Annotated in this window: 15 protein-coding genes; 11 read left to right on the top strand and 4 right to left on the bottom strand. The window is 43.5% G+C overall.

Annotated features, from left to right (window positions below; genetic code table 11):
* Positions 1-4: 4 nt before the first annotated feature.
* On the bottom strand, positions 5-2,881 hold the full coding sequence (locus F3I09_RS08640) for a glycoside hydrolase family 38 C-terminal domain-containing protein (RefSeq protein ID WP_188133737.1): 2,877 nt from the start codon (positions 2,879-2,881) through the stop codon (positions 5-7).
* A gap of 215 nt (positions 2,882-3,096) precedes the next feature.
* On the opposite strand from F3I09_RS08640, the gene F3I09_RS08645 reads away from it, so the two are divergent.
* From F3I09_RS08645 to F3I09_RS08670, 6 genes are all read left to right on the top strand, one after another.
* On the top strand, positions 3,097-3,825 hold the full coding sequence (locus tag F3I09_RS08645) for a GntR family transcriptional regulator (RefSeq protein ID WP_149694636.1): 729 nt from the start codon (positions 3,097-3,099) through the stop codon (positions 3,823-3,825).
* A gap of 98 nt (positions 3,826-3,923) precedes the next feature.
* Positions 3,924-5,771, top strand: a complete 1,848-nt coding sequence (locus F3I09_RS08650) for a hypothetical protein (protein ID WP_149694637.1) — start codon at positions 3,924-3,926, stop codon at positions 5,769-5,771.
* A gap of 169 nt (positions 5,772-5,940) precedes the next feature.
* Positions 5,941-6,345, top strand: coding sequence for a PKD domain-containing protein (locus F3I09_RS08655; RefSeq protein WP_149694638.1), 405 nt, complete (start codon positions 5,941-5,943; stop codon positions 6,343-6,345).
* A 288-nt stretch (positions 6,346-6,633) separates the two neighbouring features.
* The gene (locus tag F3I09_RS08660; RefSeq protein WP_149694639.1) at positions 6,634-7,332 is read left to right on the top strand and encodes an outer membrane beta-barrel protein; all 699 of its coding nucleotides are present in this window, start codon (positions 6,634-6,636) and stop codon (positions 7,330-7,332) included.
* Positions 7,333-7,418: 86 nt separating this feature from the next.
* A complete protein-coding gene (locus tag F3I09_RS08665) occupies positions 7,419-8,123 on the top strand; it encodes an outer membrane beta-barrel protein (protein WP_149694640.1) in 705 nt (234 codons plus the stop codon).
* Between the two features lie 88 nt (positions 8,124-8,211).
* The gene (locus F3I09_RS08670; RefSeq protein WP_149694641.1) at positions 8,212-8,913 is read left to right on the top strand and encodes a porin family protein; all 702 of its coding nucleotides are present in this window, start codon (positions 8,212-8,214) and stop codon (positions 8,911-8,913) included.
* 37 nt (positions 8,914-8,950) lie between these two features.
* On the opposite strand, the gene F3I09_RS08675 is transcribed toward F3I09_RS08670, so the two are convergent.
* Positions 8,951-9,958: an RNA ligase (ATP) gene (locus F3I09_RS08675; protein ID WP_149694642.1), complete on the bottom strand. Its 1,008-nt coding sequence runs from the start codon at positions 9,956-9,958 to the stop codon at positions 8,951-8,953.
* 212 nt (positions 9,959-10,170) lie between these two features.
* Here F3I09_RS08675 and F3I09_RS08680 point away from each other — a divergent pair, with 212 nt between their 5' ends.
* The 4 genes from F3I09_RS08680 (at position 10,171) to F3I09_RS08695 (ending at position 13,327) form a co-directional block, all read left to right on the top strand.
* Positions 10,171-10,560 carry a VOC family protein gene (locus F3I09_RS08680; protein WP_149694643.1) on the top strand — a complete coding sequence of 130 codons (390 nt, stop codon included), beginning with the start codon at positions 10,171-10,173 and terminating at the stop codon, positions 10,558-10,560.
* A gap of 31 nt (positions 10,561-10,591) precedes the next feature.
* Entirely contained in the window at positions 10,592-11,842 is a 1,251-nt protein-coding gene (gene bioA, locus F3I09_RS08685; RefSeq protein ID WP_149694644.1) for an adenosylmethionine--8-amino-7-oxononanoate transaminase, read from the top strand.
* Between the two features lie 20 nt (positions 11,843-11,862).
* On the top strand, positions 11,863-12,549 hold the full coding sequence (gene rpiA, locus F3I09_RS08690; protein WP_149694645.1) for a ribose 5-phosphate isomerase A: 687 nt from the start codon (positions 11,863-11,865) through the stop codon (positions 12,547-12,549).
* Between the two features lie 241 nt (positions 12,550-12,790).
* Positions 12,791-13,327 (top strand): hypothetical protein, encoded by a 537-nt coding sequence (locus F3I09_RS08695; protein WP_149694646.1) that lies wholly within the window; start codon positions 12,791-12,793, stop codon positions 13,325-13,327.
* Between the two features lie 86 nt (positions 13,328-13,413).
* On the opposite strand, the gene F3I09_RS08700 is transcribed toward F3I09_RS08695, so the two are convergent.
* Both F3I09_RS08700 and F3I09_RS08705 read right to left on the bottom strand, forming a co-directional pair.
* Positions 13,414-14,214 carry a phosphatase PAP2 family protein gene (locus F3I09_RS08700; RefSeq protein WP_149694647.1) on the bottom strand — a complete coding sequence of 267 codons (801 nt, stop codon included), beginning with the start codon at positions 14,212-14,214 and terminating at the stop codon, positions 13,414-13,416.
* 216 nt (positions 14,215-14,430) lie between these two features.
* Positions 14,431-15,027, bottom strand: a complete 597-nt coding sequence (locus F3I09_RS08705) for an HD domain-containing protein (protein WP_149694648.1) — start codon at positions 15,025-15,027, stop codon at positions 14,431-14,433.
* A 412-nt stretch (positions 15,028-15,439) separates the two neighbouring features.
* Here F3I09_RS08705 and F3I09_RS08710 point away from each other — a divergent pair, with 412 nt between their 5' ends.
* The gene (locus F3I09_RS08710) at positions 15,440-16,429 is read left to right on the top strand and encodes a glycosyl hydrolase family 18 protein (protein WP_149694649.1); all 990 of its coding nucleotides are present in this window, start codon (positions 15,440-15,442) and stop codon (positions 16,427-16,429) included.
* Positions 16,430-16,485 lie beyond the last annotated feature (56 nt).

The raw sequence follows: 16,485 nt of genomic DNA on the forward strand, positions 1-16,485 counted from the left end.
ATTGTTATTGCTTCTCTACACGTAACATCATAATACCTTTTACAGGCAGTGTTACGTTGTTATTTAATTGCTGCTTATGTTCTTCCAGCATGTTACTTTCCCATATGTTCAAACCAGCTGATTTGTCCTTTGGTGTGAAAACAACAAGAGCTGCTGTTGCCGATGCATTCACCAGCCATAGTATTACACCCTTCCCATCATCTGCAGGTTTGATACTCTCTATGTATACCGCCTTTGAGTCGATGTTAAAGAAGAGCGATTCGTTAGCATTCCCTGCCGCTGGAGTAGCTATCAATGGCCGGTGATCAGCCAGTCCTGTCTGATTTACTGCAAACGCATCATAGGCATTGTGTGCCTGCAGATAATAGCGGAATGTAGTAATACCTTCCTGTGCATGGCGGAAATTTGTATGCCACAGGTTGTTCATTACCCAGGAATACAACGCAGGATGTTGTTCTGTGAAGTTGATCCATTTCGGAGAATCATACAATCCTCCCAGCAGGTTGGCCGTTGTTTGCGAACCTACTTCAAACAGTGGAGCATCGGGTGTTGACCACGTAATACCGTATTCTTTGTTAGAGACATCCACCCAGCGTTGTACGGTGTACCAGTTCCTGTTGGCGTATTGCAACTGGTCTGCTTCCACATTAATGCTTCCCCAGGGAATACTGTATCTCACCTGTGCATCTGCTACATTGAAAGGGAATGCAAAGTGTACACCTTCTTTTGCACTGACAGTTTTCTTATCGATCGTATTGATGATCTCTACACGATCTACACCTGCGACCAGACGTATTTCCCTGCTTAATGCGTTCGCTCCGGGAGCGGATGATTCCACCTGCAGGCTTACTACCAAGGGCCCCTTTTCTTTAATGCTGATCTTCGCCGGTCCTGCATATTGTATCTTTTCGATAGCGTCGCCCGGCAGGTACGAGTACTGGTTCAAACCTCCTGAATCTGCCAGGTTGCGGTCGATGCCAGTTCTTTCAAGGCGGATGATATTACCTGTTTTTTCGTCCAGTACTATTCTGTACAAACCGTTCTGTACTGTGGATGTAGTAACACTTGTTTTTGTATTGGCAAATGCTTTACCTGCATGAATGGTGAAGCGTTGTTTGGAGAAAGGCGCTATCTGTTGTACCAGCATGGCTAGTTCACCGGTGCTCAGTCGCTGGGAAGGTACACTTTTCCCGCTGGCGTCTTTTACCAGGTCACCGGCCGTACTTTGTGCAGCAGACAGGATCACCAGTTCAGAGCGTGTGTTGCCGATAGTATTGTAGACATCCACTGCATTAGGTATCACCTCTCCTTCTGCCGCTTTTTCCAGCAAGCTGGTAGATTGTTCTTTTCCCTTTAGTGAGAACGAGCGTTTATATCCCCATTGGGAAATAGCTTTAGGATCTTCAGGATTGGAGGTACTGTTGTATGCGCCCCAGGTATGTTCGTTGAACAGCAGGATATTATTCCATGTGGTATCGAAGTCTTTGGCAGGATAACCCGGTTTATTACGCAGTGCCCAGATAGCATCTGCCTGTTGCAATCTTTCGGAGGCATTCCTGTTGTATCCTGTTTCCCGTGCAGCAGAAGCAATGCCATCCGTCCAGAATTCTGTATAGTCGCCGGATACAACTGGGATCTTATCCTTATAAACAGCTTCAAAATCTCCGAAGAACTGCTTTACGGATGTGATGATCAGCCGGGGTGAAGCAAATTTTTCATTCCATTCTTTGACTGCATCGGGCAACTCCGGATCTATGGGTGCGTTATCACTCATAGCCCATGTCATGATGGTCATATTGTAAGGGAATTTCTTCCTGTCAAGTTCTGCAAGATAATCGAAGAGATAAGGGTTGAGGAAGTTCTCCGATGGCTTGCCGGTATAATAAGGCACGGGATCCTCCACGGTAAAAAAGTTCGGGATCTTACTACCTTTCAGGGTATAACCAATGGAATAAGGTTCACTTTGCCAGTAGAGCATTTTCTCACCACCAGGCGACTGCCAGTAAAAAGGCCGGTCACGCCATTTTGGAGAGTTACCGATACGGTCGCCGGCGTTAGGGGCGCCCCAGAAATACCGGATGCCGGTAATAGCCGACTGACTGGAAAGCCCCCAGGAAGCACCGGGTATATCGCCCTGGAACATAGTATTGATGATCAGTCCGTGTTCTTTCGCGGTTTTAACTGCTGTATGGAACATCTGCATCAGCTGGCGTGAATCGGTCACACTGGTATTGATATTGGCATATGCACCGTCGACATTGATCCATCCCTTTTTAACAGCTTCCCAGAAGGCCTTTTTCTTTGCCTCATCTGCTGCCGCAAGGTAGTGGTCTACCACCCAGAAAGCTTCTGTATTCCACTTATAACGCGCATCTGCTGGATAGTTCTGTGTACGCTGCGCAATCTTAATAGCTTCGTCGATATTGTTCATATGCAGGCGCATCACTTTATCCTGTACATTGGTATATCCAATGTCCACATGCGAATGTGGCAACAGGTACACTTTCCACTCGGGAGCTGGCGCTACCGTACAGCGGGCGGTGTATTCTCTTCCACCTGCCGCCAGCTTCACGTATACCTGCGTTTCATGCAGTACAGGGCCTCCTGGCAGAGGCAGTTCAAACACTTCCATTCCTTTTCCGCCGGCATTGATCCTGATGCTGTCTTTCAGTCCGTTGAAACTGATGAAAGCTGTGGCTGAGGTATAGTTCTTTCCACCATGGAACAGGAGGCGCACCATTCTGGCAGCCCGTCCTTCATACTTCAGATAGGCAACGGTAGGTTTCAGTTCTATTGAAGTGAATGCCTGTTCTTTGTTTTGTGCTTTTGCAGTGGCACAGACACTGCACCATAGGAGCAAAAGCAGGTAATACTTTGTCATATTCCAGGTCATTAGTTTACAGATAAGCTATATGTACATACATAATATTCATACAATCACTCCTATTTTATTCCTATTTACAGATAAATAGCATTAAATTAGTACTTTCAACGCCTTTCATATGTACAAACATATAGACAATGATCATAGAAAGCAAATATTTTTTGATGTCTTTATGCGCGTAGTCTATTACTTTTGATATTTTCTTTCAGTATATGAAGTTTTCTATCGACCATAACAGTGCCATTCCCCTGCATGTTCAGGCGGAGGAATTATTGCGGAAAATGATTGAGGATCCTCAGTTCAGGAATGGCAAGTTCCTGCCTAATGAAGTGGAGTTATCCCAACAGCTGGAAATATCCCGTACCACGCTCAGGCAAGCCCTGAACAAACTTGTATACGAAGGTTTGCTGATCCGCAAAAAAGGGATCGGTACCCGGGTGTCGGAGAAGACGGTCAGTTCCAAATCCATGAACTGGAAAAGTTTCTCACAGGAAATGGCGGCCAGGGGGATTCCTATCAGGAACTTCGAACTGCATATCAGTTGGGTGAAACCGAACGAAGATATCATTCATTTCTTTGGTATCAAACCGGAAGAAAAAGTGCTAAAACTCGAAAGGCTGAGAGGACGTCCTGAAGGACCGTTCGTATATTTCGTGTCTTACTTTCATCCCAGCATCGGTCTTAACGGTGAAGAGGATTTTAAGCGTCCGCTGTACGAAATACTGGAACAGGATTATAAAGTTACTGCCACGCTTTCAAAAGAAGAGATCAGCGCAAAAGCAGCAGACAATTTCATTGCGGCTAAACTGGAGATAGACACCGGTAGTCCCATATTATTCCGTAAACGTTTTGTGTACGATCAGTCAGATAAGCCGATAGAGTTAAACTTAGGATATTATAAGTCTGACAGCTTCATTTATACAGTAGAAAGCAGAAGATAAATGAATGTTCTTTAAATGTTGCGACTGCGTATTTTCCATGCGTAGTGACAAGCGATCTTTGAGTAGCATTATTGCAATTAACCTCAAAGATTTAGAACATGACATTTAACAACGTCAGTGCGATGAAAACTCTCTCTGCACTTCCCTCCTCTAATGAAATTTGTACCCTGCTGGGATATTATGCGCAGGATGATAAGGGAGGTGGTGAGTTTTACTGGGATGCAAATTCAACAGAAGCAGACAACCTTGGTACGATCTTCACCGTGACCGTCGGAGGCACGCCGGTAATAACCGGAAGATGGAAACGCGTTTATACTTCTTCGTTGAATATTCGCTGGTTTGGAGCAAAAGGAGATGGTATTTCAGCAGATGATACAGCATTTACCAAATGTATCCAGACGGCAGGTTCCGGATCAGAAATTCTACTGGGCCGTGGCAACTACAGATTAACAGCCGGCCTATCTTTTGCAGGATATTCGAACGTGAGATTTGTCGGGAACAGATGTACTATCACAGCTGATTTTAGCGGCGGTACACTTTTCACTTTCACGCTGAATCAGCCGGCACAACAAAGGGCTGAAGGAATTGAGTTCGTAGAAGTAACCTTCCAGGGAAAAGGATATGATTCCGGTACCACCTGTCTCAGTTTCAGCGGTTATCCCAAAGTTGCGAATCCTGCCGGTCCCGAGGACTACAACTACTATGCAGCTGTCCGGATTATTCAATGTAATATCGCGAATTTTGACACTGCCATCAAGTTTAACATCTGCCGTAATATACTGGTGGATAATTGCTGGATCTTAGGCAATAAGAATGGTATCTATTTTCAGGATAAACATGCCGAAAGCATGGTGAGGGATACCGTTATTTATTGTGCCGGTTCTGCCAATGCGGGCTCCTACGGTATTAAGTCAGAATCCAGTTACAGTGGTGATTATAACACCAATGAAGGACTTGTTATAGAAGGATGCACACTCGATCAGGCACAATACGGCATCTATGCCAGGAATGCTATCTTCTGGAAGGTCATTGGCAACTATATTGGTACTCAATTATCTTTTGACAGCGCGTTGTATGGCACCGGCTACAGGGCTTATTCAATTCTCCTGGAAAGAGATAATGCGTTAGTAACACCTGCCAATTCACGCACCAATACCATCGCGAATAACAATATCTATCAGGGAGCCATTAAGATCAGCAATCTGACCACCGGTATATGGAGCCTGTTGAGTGAAATATCTGACAACCTGTTTAGTGGCATGAACGACAACGCTATTCAGATCGGACCACGAATGGCTCATCTTAACATCACGGGCGCATATGTGGAAAAGGTTTCTCCCACCAGCGTTAACGGCGCCATTGTAGAGTTGGACAGCGACTCCACCGTGATCAATATTTCCAAACTGACAAGCAATCAGAGTGTTGTAAACGCAGTGAACATAAAAGGAGCCAATGTTACATTCACCAATATTGAAGGTATTGTACATGCAGGAAGTAGTGCTATCATCAATAACCCGTCTAACAACAGTATTACGGTGTCGAATATGCAGGGAAATGGCTTATCCATTCAGAAAGCCTTTGCAAACATTCCCGTAAATACCTACAGCAGCAGTAATCCGTTGTCAATTATCACTGCTTCTATTCCTGTGTATAATGGCATGAAAGGCAGGATCACCCTTGTGGGTGCATTTAATCCCTCTGTTGCAGGACAGGTACTTCAACTCGCCACATCCGGGGTGAGTGTGACCATTCCTAATGCGCCTGGCAACAGCGCCCAGTTCCACACACTTTATAGCACCGGCATGCGCATGATTTGTCATGTGATCCCATTCACGGCGAATGCTACCGGCAGCTTAAGTGTGAGCCTTGCCGTACTAAATTATCTTGGTGGTACAACAGGAGTTGATTATCACTCATTCCTTACAATAGAAACAGACGCGTATTAATGGATTAATTTTCGCGTAACCAAGGGCTGTTCGCCCGTGGTGGACAGCCCCTACCCGCAGTTGAGTACATATACTCAACTGCGGTATTTTAACATTTCATCTCACTAGTTCCTGTCTATTTTCATTGTGATAATATTTATTTCTTGTTTACCCAAAAATCCCTTCTACCATGAAAAGATCATTGTTAGCCGTTCTCCTCTTATTTGCAAGCATTGGCACGTACGCAAATACTACCATTCAATCTGCCTCCGGTAATGTTGTGACAAAAGTGACTACCTCCACTGCTGACACGCTGCCCACTCCTGATTTCATTTATTACATCCGTCCTGTAGGCAGTCCCTATCCTGGCGCAAGACTTGTTTCATTCATTGTATCTGTACCCGGCCCTGGTGAGCACGATCTTATCGGCTCTGTTGACTGGGACTTCGGCGATGGAACCTCTCCTGCATTAAACACCATTGGTATTGTCAATCACGCTTACTACCAGGCAGGCACCTTCGATGTAACGATGACATTCCATTATGTAACAGGTGAAACGTTTGTGATCGTGAAACCAATCACGATTACTTTGTAATCTTGTTCTGTATTGCTGCATATCAGGAGGAGGAGGAGTATATCCTTCTCCTGATTGTTTTTATACTGTTAAGAGAATTCCGGATATTGTATTTGATATCGAAAATGACCTGCTGAAATATGTAGTAACAAATACTACAAATAGTGGCTATAGTTGTAGTAAATGTTTTACCTATTGATTAAACGAAAATAAAAAGTTAAAATGGCATAAGCGGTCATACAAACTGTTCAGTTTAACTTTTCTTTTAGAGCGATTGATTTATTTTCGATTCAACAAACCCAAACGTTCATGAAAAAATTCGTACTGTTAGCCTTGCTGGTCATCAGCATATTACCCGTTTATTCTCAGACATACGTTGGCGTTATTGCAGGATATAATGCAGCAACCCGGTATCCACGACCCAATTCATCGCCTGGCACTACGGACTATTCTATCAAATCGGCATGGCGCGCCGGTCTGATAGCAGATCATCATTTATGGAGGAAATTTTATCTGCAGCCGCAGTTACTGTTAAATAACAAAGGAGAGAAATATAAATATAATGGAGAGATATCAGGTATTACTTATGCAACTCGAGGTAATACAAGATTAATGTTTCTTGAATTACAAGCCAATTTTATCTTCAAGCAACAATGGGGTAATGGAAACTTTTTTGCCGGAGCCGGACCATACCTGGGTCGCGGTATAAATGGCAAGCACAAATATGAATTCTATAGATTCTCCACCCCAGAGACATATGCTTCCTGGAGCACTAGTCCGGTGAGATACAGGAGGAAAGCAGACGCAAATAATCCTATTGTTTATTATCAAAAGCCTTATGATGCGGGCGTTAGTTTTCAGGTTGGTTATGAATTCAAGAATGGTCTATTCTTTAATGCCGTTTATAGCCGCGGATTAACCTATCAGGGTTATAACCCAACTGGGGACAAGCCTAAAAATGCCTATTGGGGTGTAAGTATGGGCTATTTCCTTAAGAAATTCAGTTAAATAAATATAGTCTGCCCAAGCTTAGCCAAAAGGTATAACAGCAACGGCATTTAAATTCCGGTATAACTAACCTTAATATAAAGATCATGAAAAAAATCATCCTGTTGGCCTTACTGGCCGTTGGCATTGCGCCAGTTCATGCCCAGACATCCGTGGGTATTACTGGAGGGTATAATTTAAACTCAATTCGTCCTAATTCCTCAATAGAAGCGATGGGATACAATGTATCTTCCAGATCAGGATGGCATGCAGGACTGGTAGCAGATAAACGTTTATGGAAGAAATACTACCTTCAGCCACAACTATTATTGAACGAGAAAGGCTACAATTATACTTACGGTATGAATGAAGCACCCACTTATTCATTTAACAAATTCAAAACACGGCTTCTCTATCTCGAACTACAGGCCAACCTCCTGTTTAAACAACAGACCGGTAATGGTAAATTATTTGTTGGCGCAGGTCCTTATATTGCCCGGGGCATTAGTGGTTTAGAAAGATGGGACGGTCAATCTTACAATTCCAATATGGGTAGTGTAGTGCGATTCACAAAATATTCTGTCGTAAACTACAGGAGCAAAGCACCTGATTATGCCTATGGTAATATAACACATATAAAGCCTTATGATAAGGGATTAAACTTCCTTGCAGGATATGAACTGAAAAACGGTCTCTTTTTTAACGTTGTGTATAGCCTGGAATTGAATAACCGGGGGTATGATAACAACTACAAAAATAAAAACACTTATTTCGGTCTGACAGCAGGTTACTTCCTGAAAAAATTCAGTTAACCGGGGAATATATTATTACAGCATATTTTGGAACGCAACATCTAACGCTTAAATGTCATTCATTCACTGTTCAGAATAATCCAGATTCATGAAAAAGATCATACTATTTATCTTACTGACCATTGGCCTGGCACCCGCTTACGCCCAGACATCCGTGGGTATTGTCGGAGGAAATAACTTATCCTTTGTTTATCCTGAAACCAATTGGGAAACCTGGAACTATAAAGTATCCTACAGAGCCGGATGGCGCGCCGGGTTGATAGCAGATCAGCGGTTATCGAAGAATTTCTATCTGCAGCCACAATTGATACTGAACCAGAAGGGCTATAATTATTCCCGCGTCGACACATCTGCTGACACTCATTACAAATACAAAAGACACCTTCTCTATCTTGAATTACAAGCCCACCTGCTGTACAAACCACAGATCGGCAATGGCAAGTTATTACTGGGAGCAGGTCCCTATATCGGCCGTGGTATAAGTGGCAGAGAAAGAATAGAAGGTTATCAGCTTGATCAGGATGGACAACAGTATAAATTTGTTGAATATAACGTCATAAAATACAAAAAGCCTTCACCATTCAATCCTTATTACAGTGAGTTTGATGCAACTCATATGAAGCCTTACGATGTGGGACTCAACCTGCTCGCAGGTTATGAGCTAAAGAATGGTCTGTTCTTTAATGCTATTTATAGCCTGGGATTTAATAATACGAGTTATTATGCAATCAAAAGTTATAACGGCTATTTAGGCATAACAGTAGGCTACTTCCTCAAAAAATTCAGTTAATGAAAAAAGGTGCTCGCCTATAGGCAGAGCACCTTTTTTATCTCTCGTTCAGCAGGAACTTATTCGAAATCACTTTAAATGATATCTTTCTATCCGTTGAGCGGATCACCAATCCCTCCCTTTCCACTGCTTTACCCTGCGGACTTAACACCGACACACCGTCAGCGATGGTCAGCAATTCCTCCAATGATGCAGGCAAGGTGTACTGCAGATCCAGGATAGGCACCGTCTGTAATGCAAGCGATGCAATTAAAGCTTTAAACTCATCCAATGCCAGGTATTCATAGCGATCTATATCAAAGGCATTAAAGAATCGTACAGCCTGTCCTCTCAGGCCATAAGCGTTGCCCTGAACTCCTTCTCCGATCAGCTCTCCCTGAATAGCAATATTCTTTCCCATAGCAGACAGCTTCTCTTCAATGTTTTCAGCTCTTGCTATTTTCCAGAAGGTATTATCTGCAGTTTCTTCCAGGTCAAGATTACGCGAGCATACGCCAAACACACCTTCATTCAGGTAAAAGGTAACAGAAGAACCATCCAGCTTTTCGGTTACGTAAAAAGTATGTTGCCTGAACGCTTCGTACTGACCACTCAGGTTCTGTATCCTTTCTTCGTCTGTTTTAGGCATGAAAGAAGGGAATAAACCTTTTGCAATGCCACCTAGTGCAGCTGGTACAGGAGGTTCATATTTGATGATACCTAAACGCGCAGATACGTCTTCCCCGATCTGGTAAGTGTATCCTTCCAGCAGGCTGACAGGCAGCAATAAACCCTGGGAGATCTGTCCCCTCATCCTCATTGTTTTCAACCTGAAACCTTCCTGCTCTCCCATTTTCCGGTAAGAGCTTTTTCTCAGGAATTCGAATTCTTCCCTGACAGGCAGGAATGAATCTATTTCACAATACACGGCATGATCGCCGATGTTGAACTCATTTTTCTTGACCACTAATTTCCACCCCTTAACGGTGGCTACTTCTATCAGGTCAGCCCCGTCAATAGGTTGTATGTCGTCTATGACAACCGGGGATACCAATTTCCTTTCCATTGTTGAACTTTCGAATGTGAAGTTTTTGTTGGGTTACAAATGTTGTTTATTTCATCTATAGAGGCCAGGTATATAGATAAAGGGGCGCAAATATATGCATTTTATTTCATCTATCAAATAATTGGTTAATCTACCCTCTTATATGTCGCGTTTGCCCCTGTCCGGTCCATTTATTGATGCTAACTTAGCATCAATCACCAAACTTCACCACTATGTTTACAAACACCAAAGCATTCAGCGGATTTTCGGTAAATGATATCAATAAGGCGAAAGAATTTTATAGTAAAACACTTGGGCTTGATATAGAAGAAATAATGGGTGGTAGCGTGTTACAGCTGAACATCCATGGGGGCGGAAACATCATGATTTATCAAAAAGACAATCACACGCCCGCCACTTTTACGATACTTAATTTCCCGGTAGAGAATATAGAAGAGGCTGTAGACGGACTCACTGCAAGAGGTATCCGTTTTCTGCAATATAATGAGCCGATCAAAACAGATGAGAAAGGCATCTGCAGGCGAAGTGGCGGACCATTGATAGCCTGGTTTGAAGATCCCGCCGGCAATATTCTCTCCGTATTACAAAGAGAAGAACATTAAGATATATCTTTGCGGGGAATTTTTTAAGACTATGCTGTGGTATCCGTATACACAAATGAGACAGATAAGTGAGCTGCCAAAGATGGTATCAGGAGAGGGTGTGATCATGCATCTGGAAGATGGCCGCTCTTTGATTGACGGGATTTCTTCCTGGTGGGCAGTCATACATGGATATAATCATCCGGCGCTCAATGCAGCCTTACTTACGCAGGCAAACAAATTTGCCCATGTGATGTTGGGCGGCATGACACATAACCCTGCCATTGACCTGGCAGCCAAACTTGTCAGCATTACACCCGAAGGCCTCAACCATGTCTTCTTCTCTGACAGTGGTTCTATTGGTGTGGAAGTAGCCCTGAAAATGAGCATTCAGTACTGGAAAAACATCGGCTATCATGGTAAAAGCAAGATTATATCACTCAGGAACGGTTATCATGGCGATACTTTCAAAGCGATGGAAGTCAGCGATGATTCTGACTTCACACGCGCTTTTTCAGATGTGCTGAGAAGAGGATTTATACTCGATATTCCTGAGGGAGGATTTGACGCCGATGCAGCGGTTGTAAAAGTGGCTACAGACAAACTGGAGGCGCTGCTCCAACGGGAGCATCAGAACATTGCCGCTTTTATTGTCGAGCCTATCGTACAATGTGCAGGCGGATTTAATATCTATTCTCCCCTTTACCTGAAAATGGCCCGTGAGCTCTGTACAAAATATAATGTACTGTTCGTTTTTGATGAAGTAGCCACCGGCTTTGGCCGCACAGGTAAATTGTTTGCTGCGGAACATGCTGACGTTACGCCAGATATCATGATACTCGGCAAAGCGCTGACGGCAGGTTATATGGGACATGCGGCCACACTTGCCACATCAGCAGTATTCGACAGCTTCCTCGGAGACAATTATGAAAAGGCGCTGATGCATGGTCCTACCTTTATGGCCAATCCACTTGCCTGTGCCGTGGCACTGCAAAGCATATCCATTATTGAGGAGGAGCGTTATCTCCGGAAAATAGAAAAAATCCAATCAATCATCCGCGAACAGTTCGATACTTTCACGTCTCCTGCTATTGTTGCAAAAAGATCAATAGGCGCGATAGGCGCCCTTGAAATGAAAGACGTAGCCTGTCTGTCTGGCTTCAGGGAATTCTCCCAGCAACATGGCGTATGGCTACGTCCTATCGGCAATGTGTTATACCTGATGCCTCCATATATTATCAGTGAGAAAGAGCTATTAACTATCTTACAAGTGATGAGAGACTGGGTGCAACAGATAAAATAATAATGCTTTAACAAAGACAGATGACAGACCATAAACAGGAGGCGGCAAAAGCTGCGGCAGCGATGATCAGCGCCGGACAAACAATTGGATTAGGAGCCGGCAAAACAATTGCCTGGCTCGCGGAATACCTTTCCGGTGCTCCTCAGCTGATGCAATCGCTCACTATTACCTCTTCATCATTCGACACCACCGTTCTATTACACGCCAAAGGATTCAAACTGGTAGCACCTTCACTTATCAGCAGGCTGGATATTTACTTCGATGGTTGTGATGTGTTTGACAGACAACTGAATGCATTGAAGAGTGGCGGTGGCATTCATGTCATGGAGAAGCTGCTGGCGGCAGCGGCGGATAAGTTTATTTTGCTGGGAGATGCCGGTAAATTTGAGGCGACATTGAACCCAAAATATCCTTTGGCAATAGAATTTTTACCACAGGCGCTGGGAATAGTGAGCCGCAGGATATCATTGTTGTTTCCCGGGACGAGATTCATCCAACGTATGAGTACTGAAAAGAACGGAGCACTGATATCTGACAATGGTAATATGCTGGCTGACGTATATTTCGACGTATTTCCCGATCTGGAGCAACTGGATATCCAGGTAAAAATGATCCCCGGGGTTGTCGGACATTCATTGTTCTACAGGATGGCACATCAGGCGGTTATATCAGGAGACGATGGCATAAAGCACATTTATCCTGTGTAATATTCAAAATGCTGCTATCAGACCTCTCCATTCTGATTCATCTTACCAGGTATAAACGATTCCAATCCTCCCATGCCCTCAAAATGATCTGGCATTATTCTTGTCTGGCAATCATGCGCAAAAATATATTTTCACTAGTGGGACAATATTAAGACACAACATTTCCTCTCCGATGAAACATGCAACCATTTATTAGAAACCTGAATTTCAATTAAAACAACTACAAAACCATTACAAAACCATGAGAAGACTACTTTTCAGCGTCGCTGCCGCTGTAGCATTGCTTACTGCCTGTAACAAAGATGACGATAACAAAAACCAGGCTCCTTCAAGCGCTTTTACCATTGAAGGACAAGACAAACAAACTACTGCAACGCCTTTCGGTTTCCGTGTACAATGGAGTGTGGAAGAAGGTGGAAGAATGCTGATGTCCAACGTGAACATCAATGCATCCGCCTTTAGTGGCAAGATCGATGGTGTTTCGTTTCAGGTGGATACATTCGTGAACGGACAAACGTATACGTTCAAGGAAGCAGGTGCCGCCGGATTCGACAAACGTGTGAATTTCAGCGCTGCTGATGTGGTACTGGGCGCCAGCTTTGCCAACAATGCCATTACACCCGGTACCGGCAAACAGCTAACAGACCTGCAGGACGGCACCATCACCATTCAGAAAGATCCGCCAAGTGAAAGTTACCGCATATCATACATCCTGGATTATGGCGATGCCAAAGTGTCCGGAGCATTCAACGGATTAATGCCAGTCGTGAATAAATAACAGGTGAAAGCCATATCCCCAAATCCGGGGATATGGCATCCCCTTTTATGGGGATATGTATGTGCTCTCTTATCAATGAAGAATATCTATCTGAAAGTATGTACCATACTTAAACCAAAAGCTCCCTGCTGATAGGTTGGTAGTATTACATTTGCCAAATCTGTTTTCTTAGGCTGGAATATTCTTTTCACTGACGGATATAAATAATAAGCCAGCTCCGTCGATAGTATACCCACACCCGCTCCTGCTACTATATCTCCAAACCAGTGCCTGTTATTCGACATACGAAGATATCCTGTTGTGGCGGCCATTGCATAACCCGCTACTCCATACCATATCGATACATCCTGGTATTCCCTCATCATAAATTCAGCAGCAGCAAATGCTGTAGCAGTATGACCTGAAGGAAATGATAAATAGTTAGAACCATCCGGTCTCTTCTCATGCGTAAGATGTTTAGTGACCGTGACCGTGCTTCCCATGATGATGTTAGCCATGGCATAAATAGCAGTACGGTCCCCGAAATTATTTTTTCCTTTGATGCCGGCAATGTTCAGTCCATATACCACTAAGCCTGGAGCATATTGCAGGTAATTATCTATGTGATGGACCTTGCGGCTTCCCTCCAGGTATATTTCCTCTTTAACGTGATTATTTACGCCTTTTAAGCCATTTACGCCAAGAGAAGCTACTCCATAAACAATAAACGTGGCAGGCACTAATAGTAGGCCCTTGTAATGTCTTTTAATATTCTCCGGCTGATGCTGATAAAGCGAATCCGGTTGAAACTCCGGCCCTGCCATAATAGAATCCTGCTGCTGTGCTAATGATAAATGAGGAAGCAGCACTACTATGAGCAAAAAAAGGCATAAGAACTTTTTACACATGATGTATAACAGTTGTAGGAATAAGTAAAATGTCGATTTAGATATCAGGTAGATTATTCAGATAATTGCAGTGTAATCTTTCCCGTTTTTATCTGCCGGTGGAAACACCTGGCTGCTATTAAAAATAGGATAATATTTTAAATTATTACCATATATTTTCTGTTTAACAAAACAAACTTAAATGTTAAATCTGTAGAGAAACTGACGAACGTATATTTAATTGGATCTTATTTTGGCTTCCAGGTATGCAATATTAGCCTCCTTCCCATCAACCAGTTTATCGCGGCAATAGGAAGTAAAGAAACGATGGGCTTTCAATAGTCTCAAAGTATCATTACACCAGTTGGCGTAGTTCTTCTTCGTCCGCAGCTGGAATTCTTTCTTTACCAGCTCATCGGTTATTTCAAACTCTTTCGTTCCGAAGTGATAAGTGTCTGCATCACAGATAATTTCCTCCAGCAATGTTTTGGGAGCCGGAGGCCATTTAGTAGCCATTATACATTCCGAAATCGTATCAATCAGTGCTTCATCGATCTCCTTATCAATAAAAAAGGATTTCATTAGCCGGACGCCGGCCTGTTCATGTAATTCTATATCGGCAACAAGATGACCTGTATCATGAAACCAGGCTGCTATACTCAAAATAAACCTGTCTTTTCCGTTCAGCCCGTAATGATCTGCAATTTCCATGGAACGGGCTACAACGCGTTCAGTATGGGAAAGGTTGTGATATACCAGAGAAGTGGAAGCCAGCCGGGTAAACAGATCAACAACATATTTTTCAGCGAGATACTCCGTGTTTGTTAGTTCCATAGTTTATCAATAATCTGATTACCGGAATGTAGTCTTTCAAATATCGGAGACAATTCTGTGAAAATTCTGTTGTTTCCCTGTGGTTTTACCAACAATGTCATTACTCCCTGCTCCGGATCAGGTATCTAATTTTCCGCACTGGCATAGGGGAATCTATCCCCATAATGTTGTTATAGCATGGACTGTCTGCTAATTACTTCTAACGACAGACCGGGGGGAACTCTTCAGATTATACGAATATCTCATTTCATGCGTTTATTATTGCTATCAGCGAAGCCTTCATAACATTAAAATCACCCGTTTTATTACCTTAAAATTATACACCTGCTAACCGCGTGATGATTACCCATGCCGGCATTGCTGATACCTATTTTAAAGATTTATTTAACGCTAAAAATTTATCCGGTTACACATGAGACCCAAATTCTACTTTATCGTAAAAACTTCCGCTCTGCTGTTATGTTTGAGTACAATGCTGACCCTATCTCATTCCTGTAAAAAAGACAATGGTAACAACCCACCGGGACCAGGCCCTGATACTACCCATCATGAAGACACTTCTCCCTTTTATGGCAAACCGCTCACAAAAAGACCCATTATGGTCGACTACTGGGGAGGCTGTTGCTACGACAGGTCAACGGTAGGACCTTTGGATGCGATGCCTGACGGCGTGGACGTTGTTAATATCTTCACCCTCGGTATAGGCAGAACAGCCGCAGGAGGCTGGGAATTTGAACACAGGGGTGTATCTGGTCAGAACGAATGGAGCGATGTGCTAACCAAGGCACATGTCCTGCAGCAAAGAGGTATCAGGATAGTGGCTACTTCCTTTGCCGGCGGACTGGTAAAACTATCCTCTGCGGCGGCTGACTCTATGGCGAAAGTCGTAAAAGATTCCCTGGACAAATGGAAATTTGACGGTATAGACCTTGACCTCGAATATGGTAATGTCAGAACGGCGAATATCGACAGCAGTATTATAGCCCTCAGCAAATATGTTGGCCCGGTATCAAAGACGGGCAGGATATTGTCTGTAGTGGACTATAACAACTACAACCTGGAGCAGATCAAAAGGTCAAAACAATACATTGATTACGTGATGACCATGTCCTATTGGAACAAGGCCACTGATGTAATGAAGTGGGTAAAATCATATGGAGATGGCATTGGCAACCGTCAGAACGTACTGATCGGTGTAGGCGCTGGCTGCGCTATCAATGCCGGTCAGGCTACTTTACCGGGCGAGGAACTGAAAATAGCAGATACACTGAAAATTTCCGCTCCCGGCAGCGGTATGATGGAATTCATCTTCGGATGCAGCTATCATAACAAGGATCAGAGCGGGAATATCATGAAGGACGTGAGCTACACAACAAATATCATTCAGCGGCTGAAGAAATAAGCCGCCGGAACAGCCGGGTAAGTAACATAACCCGGCTGTTCCCCTAATATCTTCTA

The organism is Chitinophaga sp. CF418 (genome assembly GCF_900142925.1).
Lineage (GTDB): Bacteria > Bacteroidota > Bacteroidia > Chitinophagales > Chitinophagaceae > Chitinophaga.

Coding starts and splice junctions, on each gene's coding strand:
- F3I09_RS08640 (WP_188133737.1), bottom strand. CDS start 2,881: ATGACAAAGTATTACCTGCTTTTGCTCCTATGGTGCAGTGTCTGTGCC.
- F3I09_RS08645 (WP_149694636.1), top strand. CDS start 3,097: ATGAAGTTTTCTATCGACCATAACAGTGCCATTCCCCTGCATGTTCAG.
- F3I09_RS08650 (WP_149694637.1), top strand. CDS start 3,924: ATGACATTTAACAACGTCAGTGCGATGAAAACTCTCTCTGCACTTCCC.
- F3I09_RS08655 (WP_149694638.1), top strand. CDS start 5,941: ATGAAAAGATCATTGTTAGCCGTTCTCCTCTTATTTGCAAGCATTGGC.
- F3I09_RS08660 (WP_149694639.1), top strand. CDS start 6,634: ATGAAAAAATTCGTACTGTTAGCCTTGCTGGTCATCAGCATATTACCC.
- F3I09_RS08665 (WP_149694640.1), top strand. CDS start 7,419: ATGAAAAAAATCATCCTGTTGGCCTTACTGGCCGTTGGCATTGCGCCA.
- F3I09_RS08670 (WP_149694641.1), top strand. CDS start 8,212: ATGAAAAAGATCATACTATTTATCTTACTGACCATTGGCCTGGCACCC.
- F3I09_RS08675 (WP_149694642.1), bottom strand. CDS start 9,958: ATGGAAAGGAAATTGGTATCCCCGGTTGTCATAGACGACATACAACCT.
- F3I09_RS08680 (WP_149694643.1), top strand. CDS start 10,171: ATGTTTACAAACACCAAAGCATTCAGCGGATTTTCGGTAAATGATATC.
- bioA (WP_149694644.1), top strand. CDS start 10,592: ATGCTGTGGTATCCGTATACACAAATGAGACAGATAAGTGAGCTGCCA.
- rpiA (WP_149694645.1), top strand. CDS start 11,863: ATGACAGACCATAAACAGGAGGCGGCAAAAGCTGCGGCAGCGATGATC.
- F3I09_RS08695 (WP_149694646.1), top strand. CDS start 12,791: ATGAGAAGACTACTTTTCAGCGTCGCTGCCGCTGTAGCATTGCTTACT.
- F3I09_RS08700 (WP_149694647.1), bottom strand. CDS start 14,214: ATGTGTAAAAAGTTCTTATGCCTTTTTTTGCTCATAGTAGTGCTGCTT.
- F3I09_RS08705 (WP_149694648.1), bottom strand. CDS start 15,027: ATGGAACTAACAAACACGGAGTATCTCGCTGAAAAATATGTTGTTGAT.
- F3I09_RS08710 (WP_149694649.1), top strand. CDS start 15,440: ATGAGACCCAAATTCTACTTTATCGTAAAAACTTCCGCTCTGCTGTTA.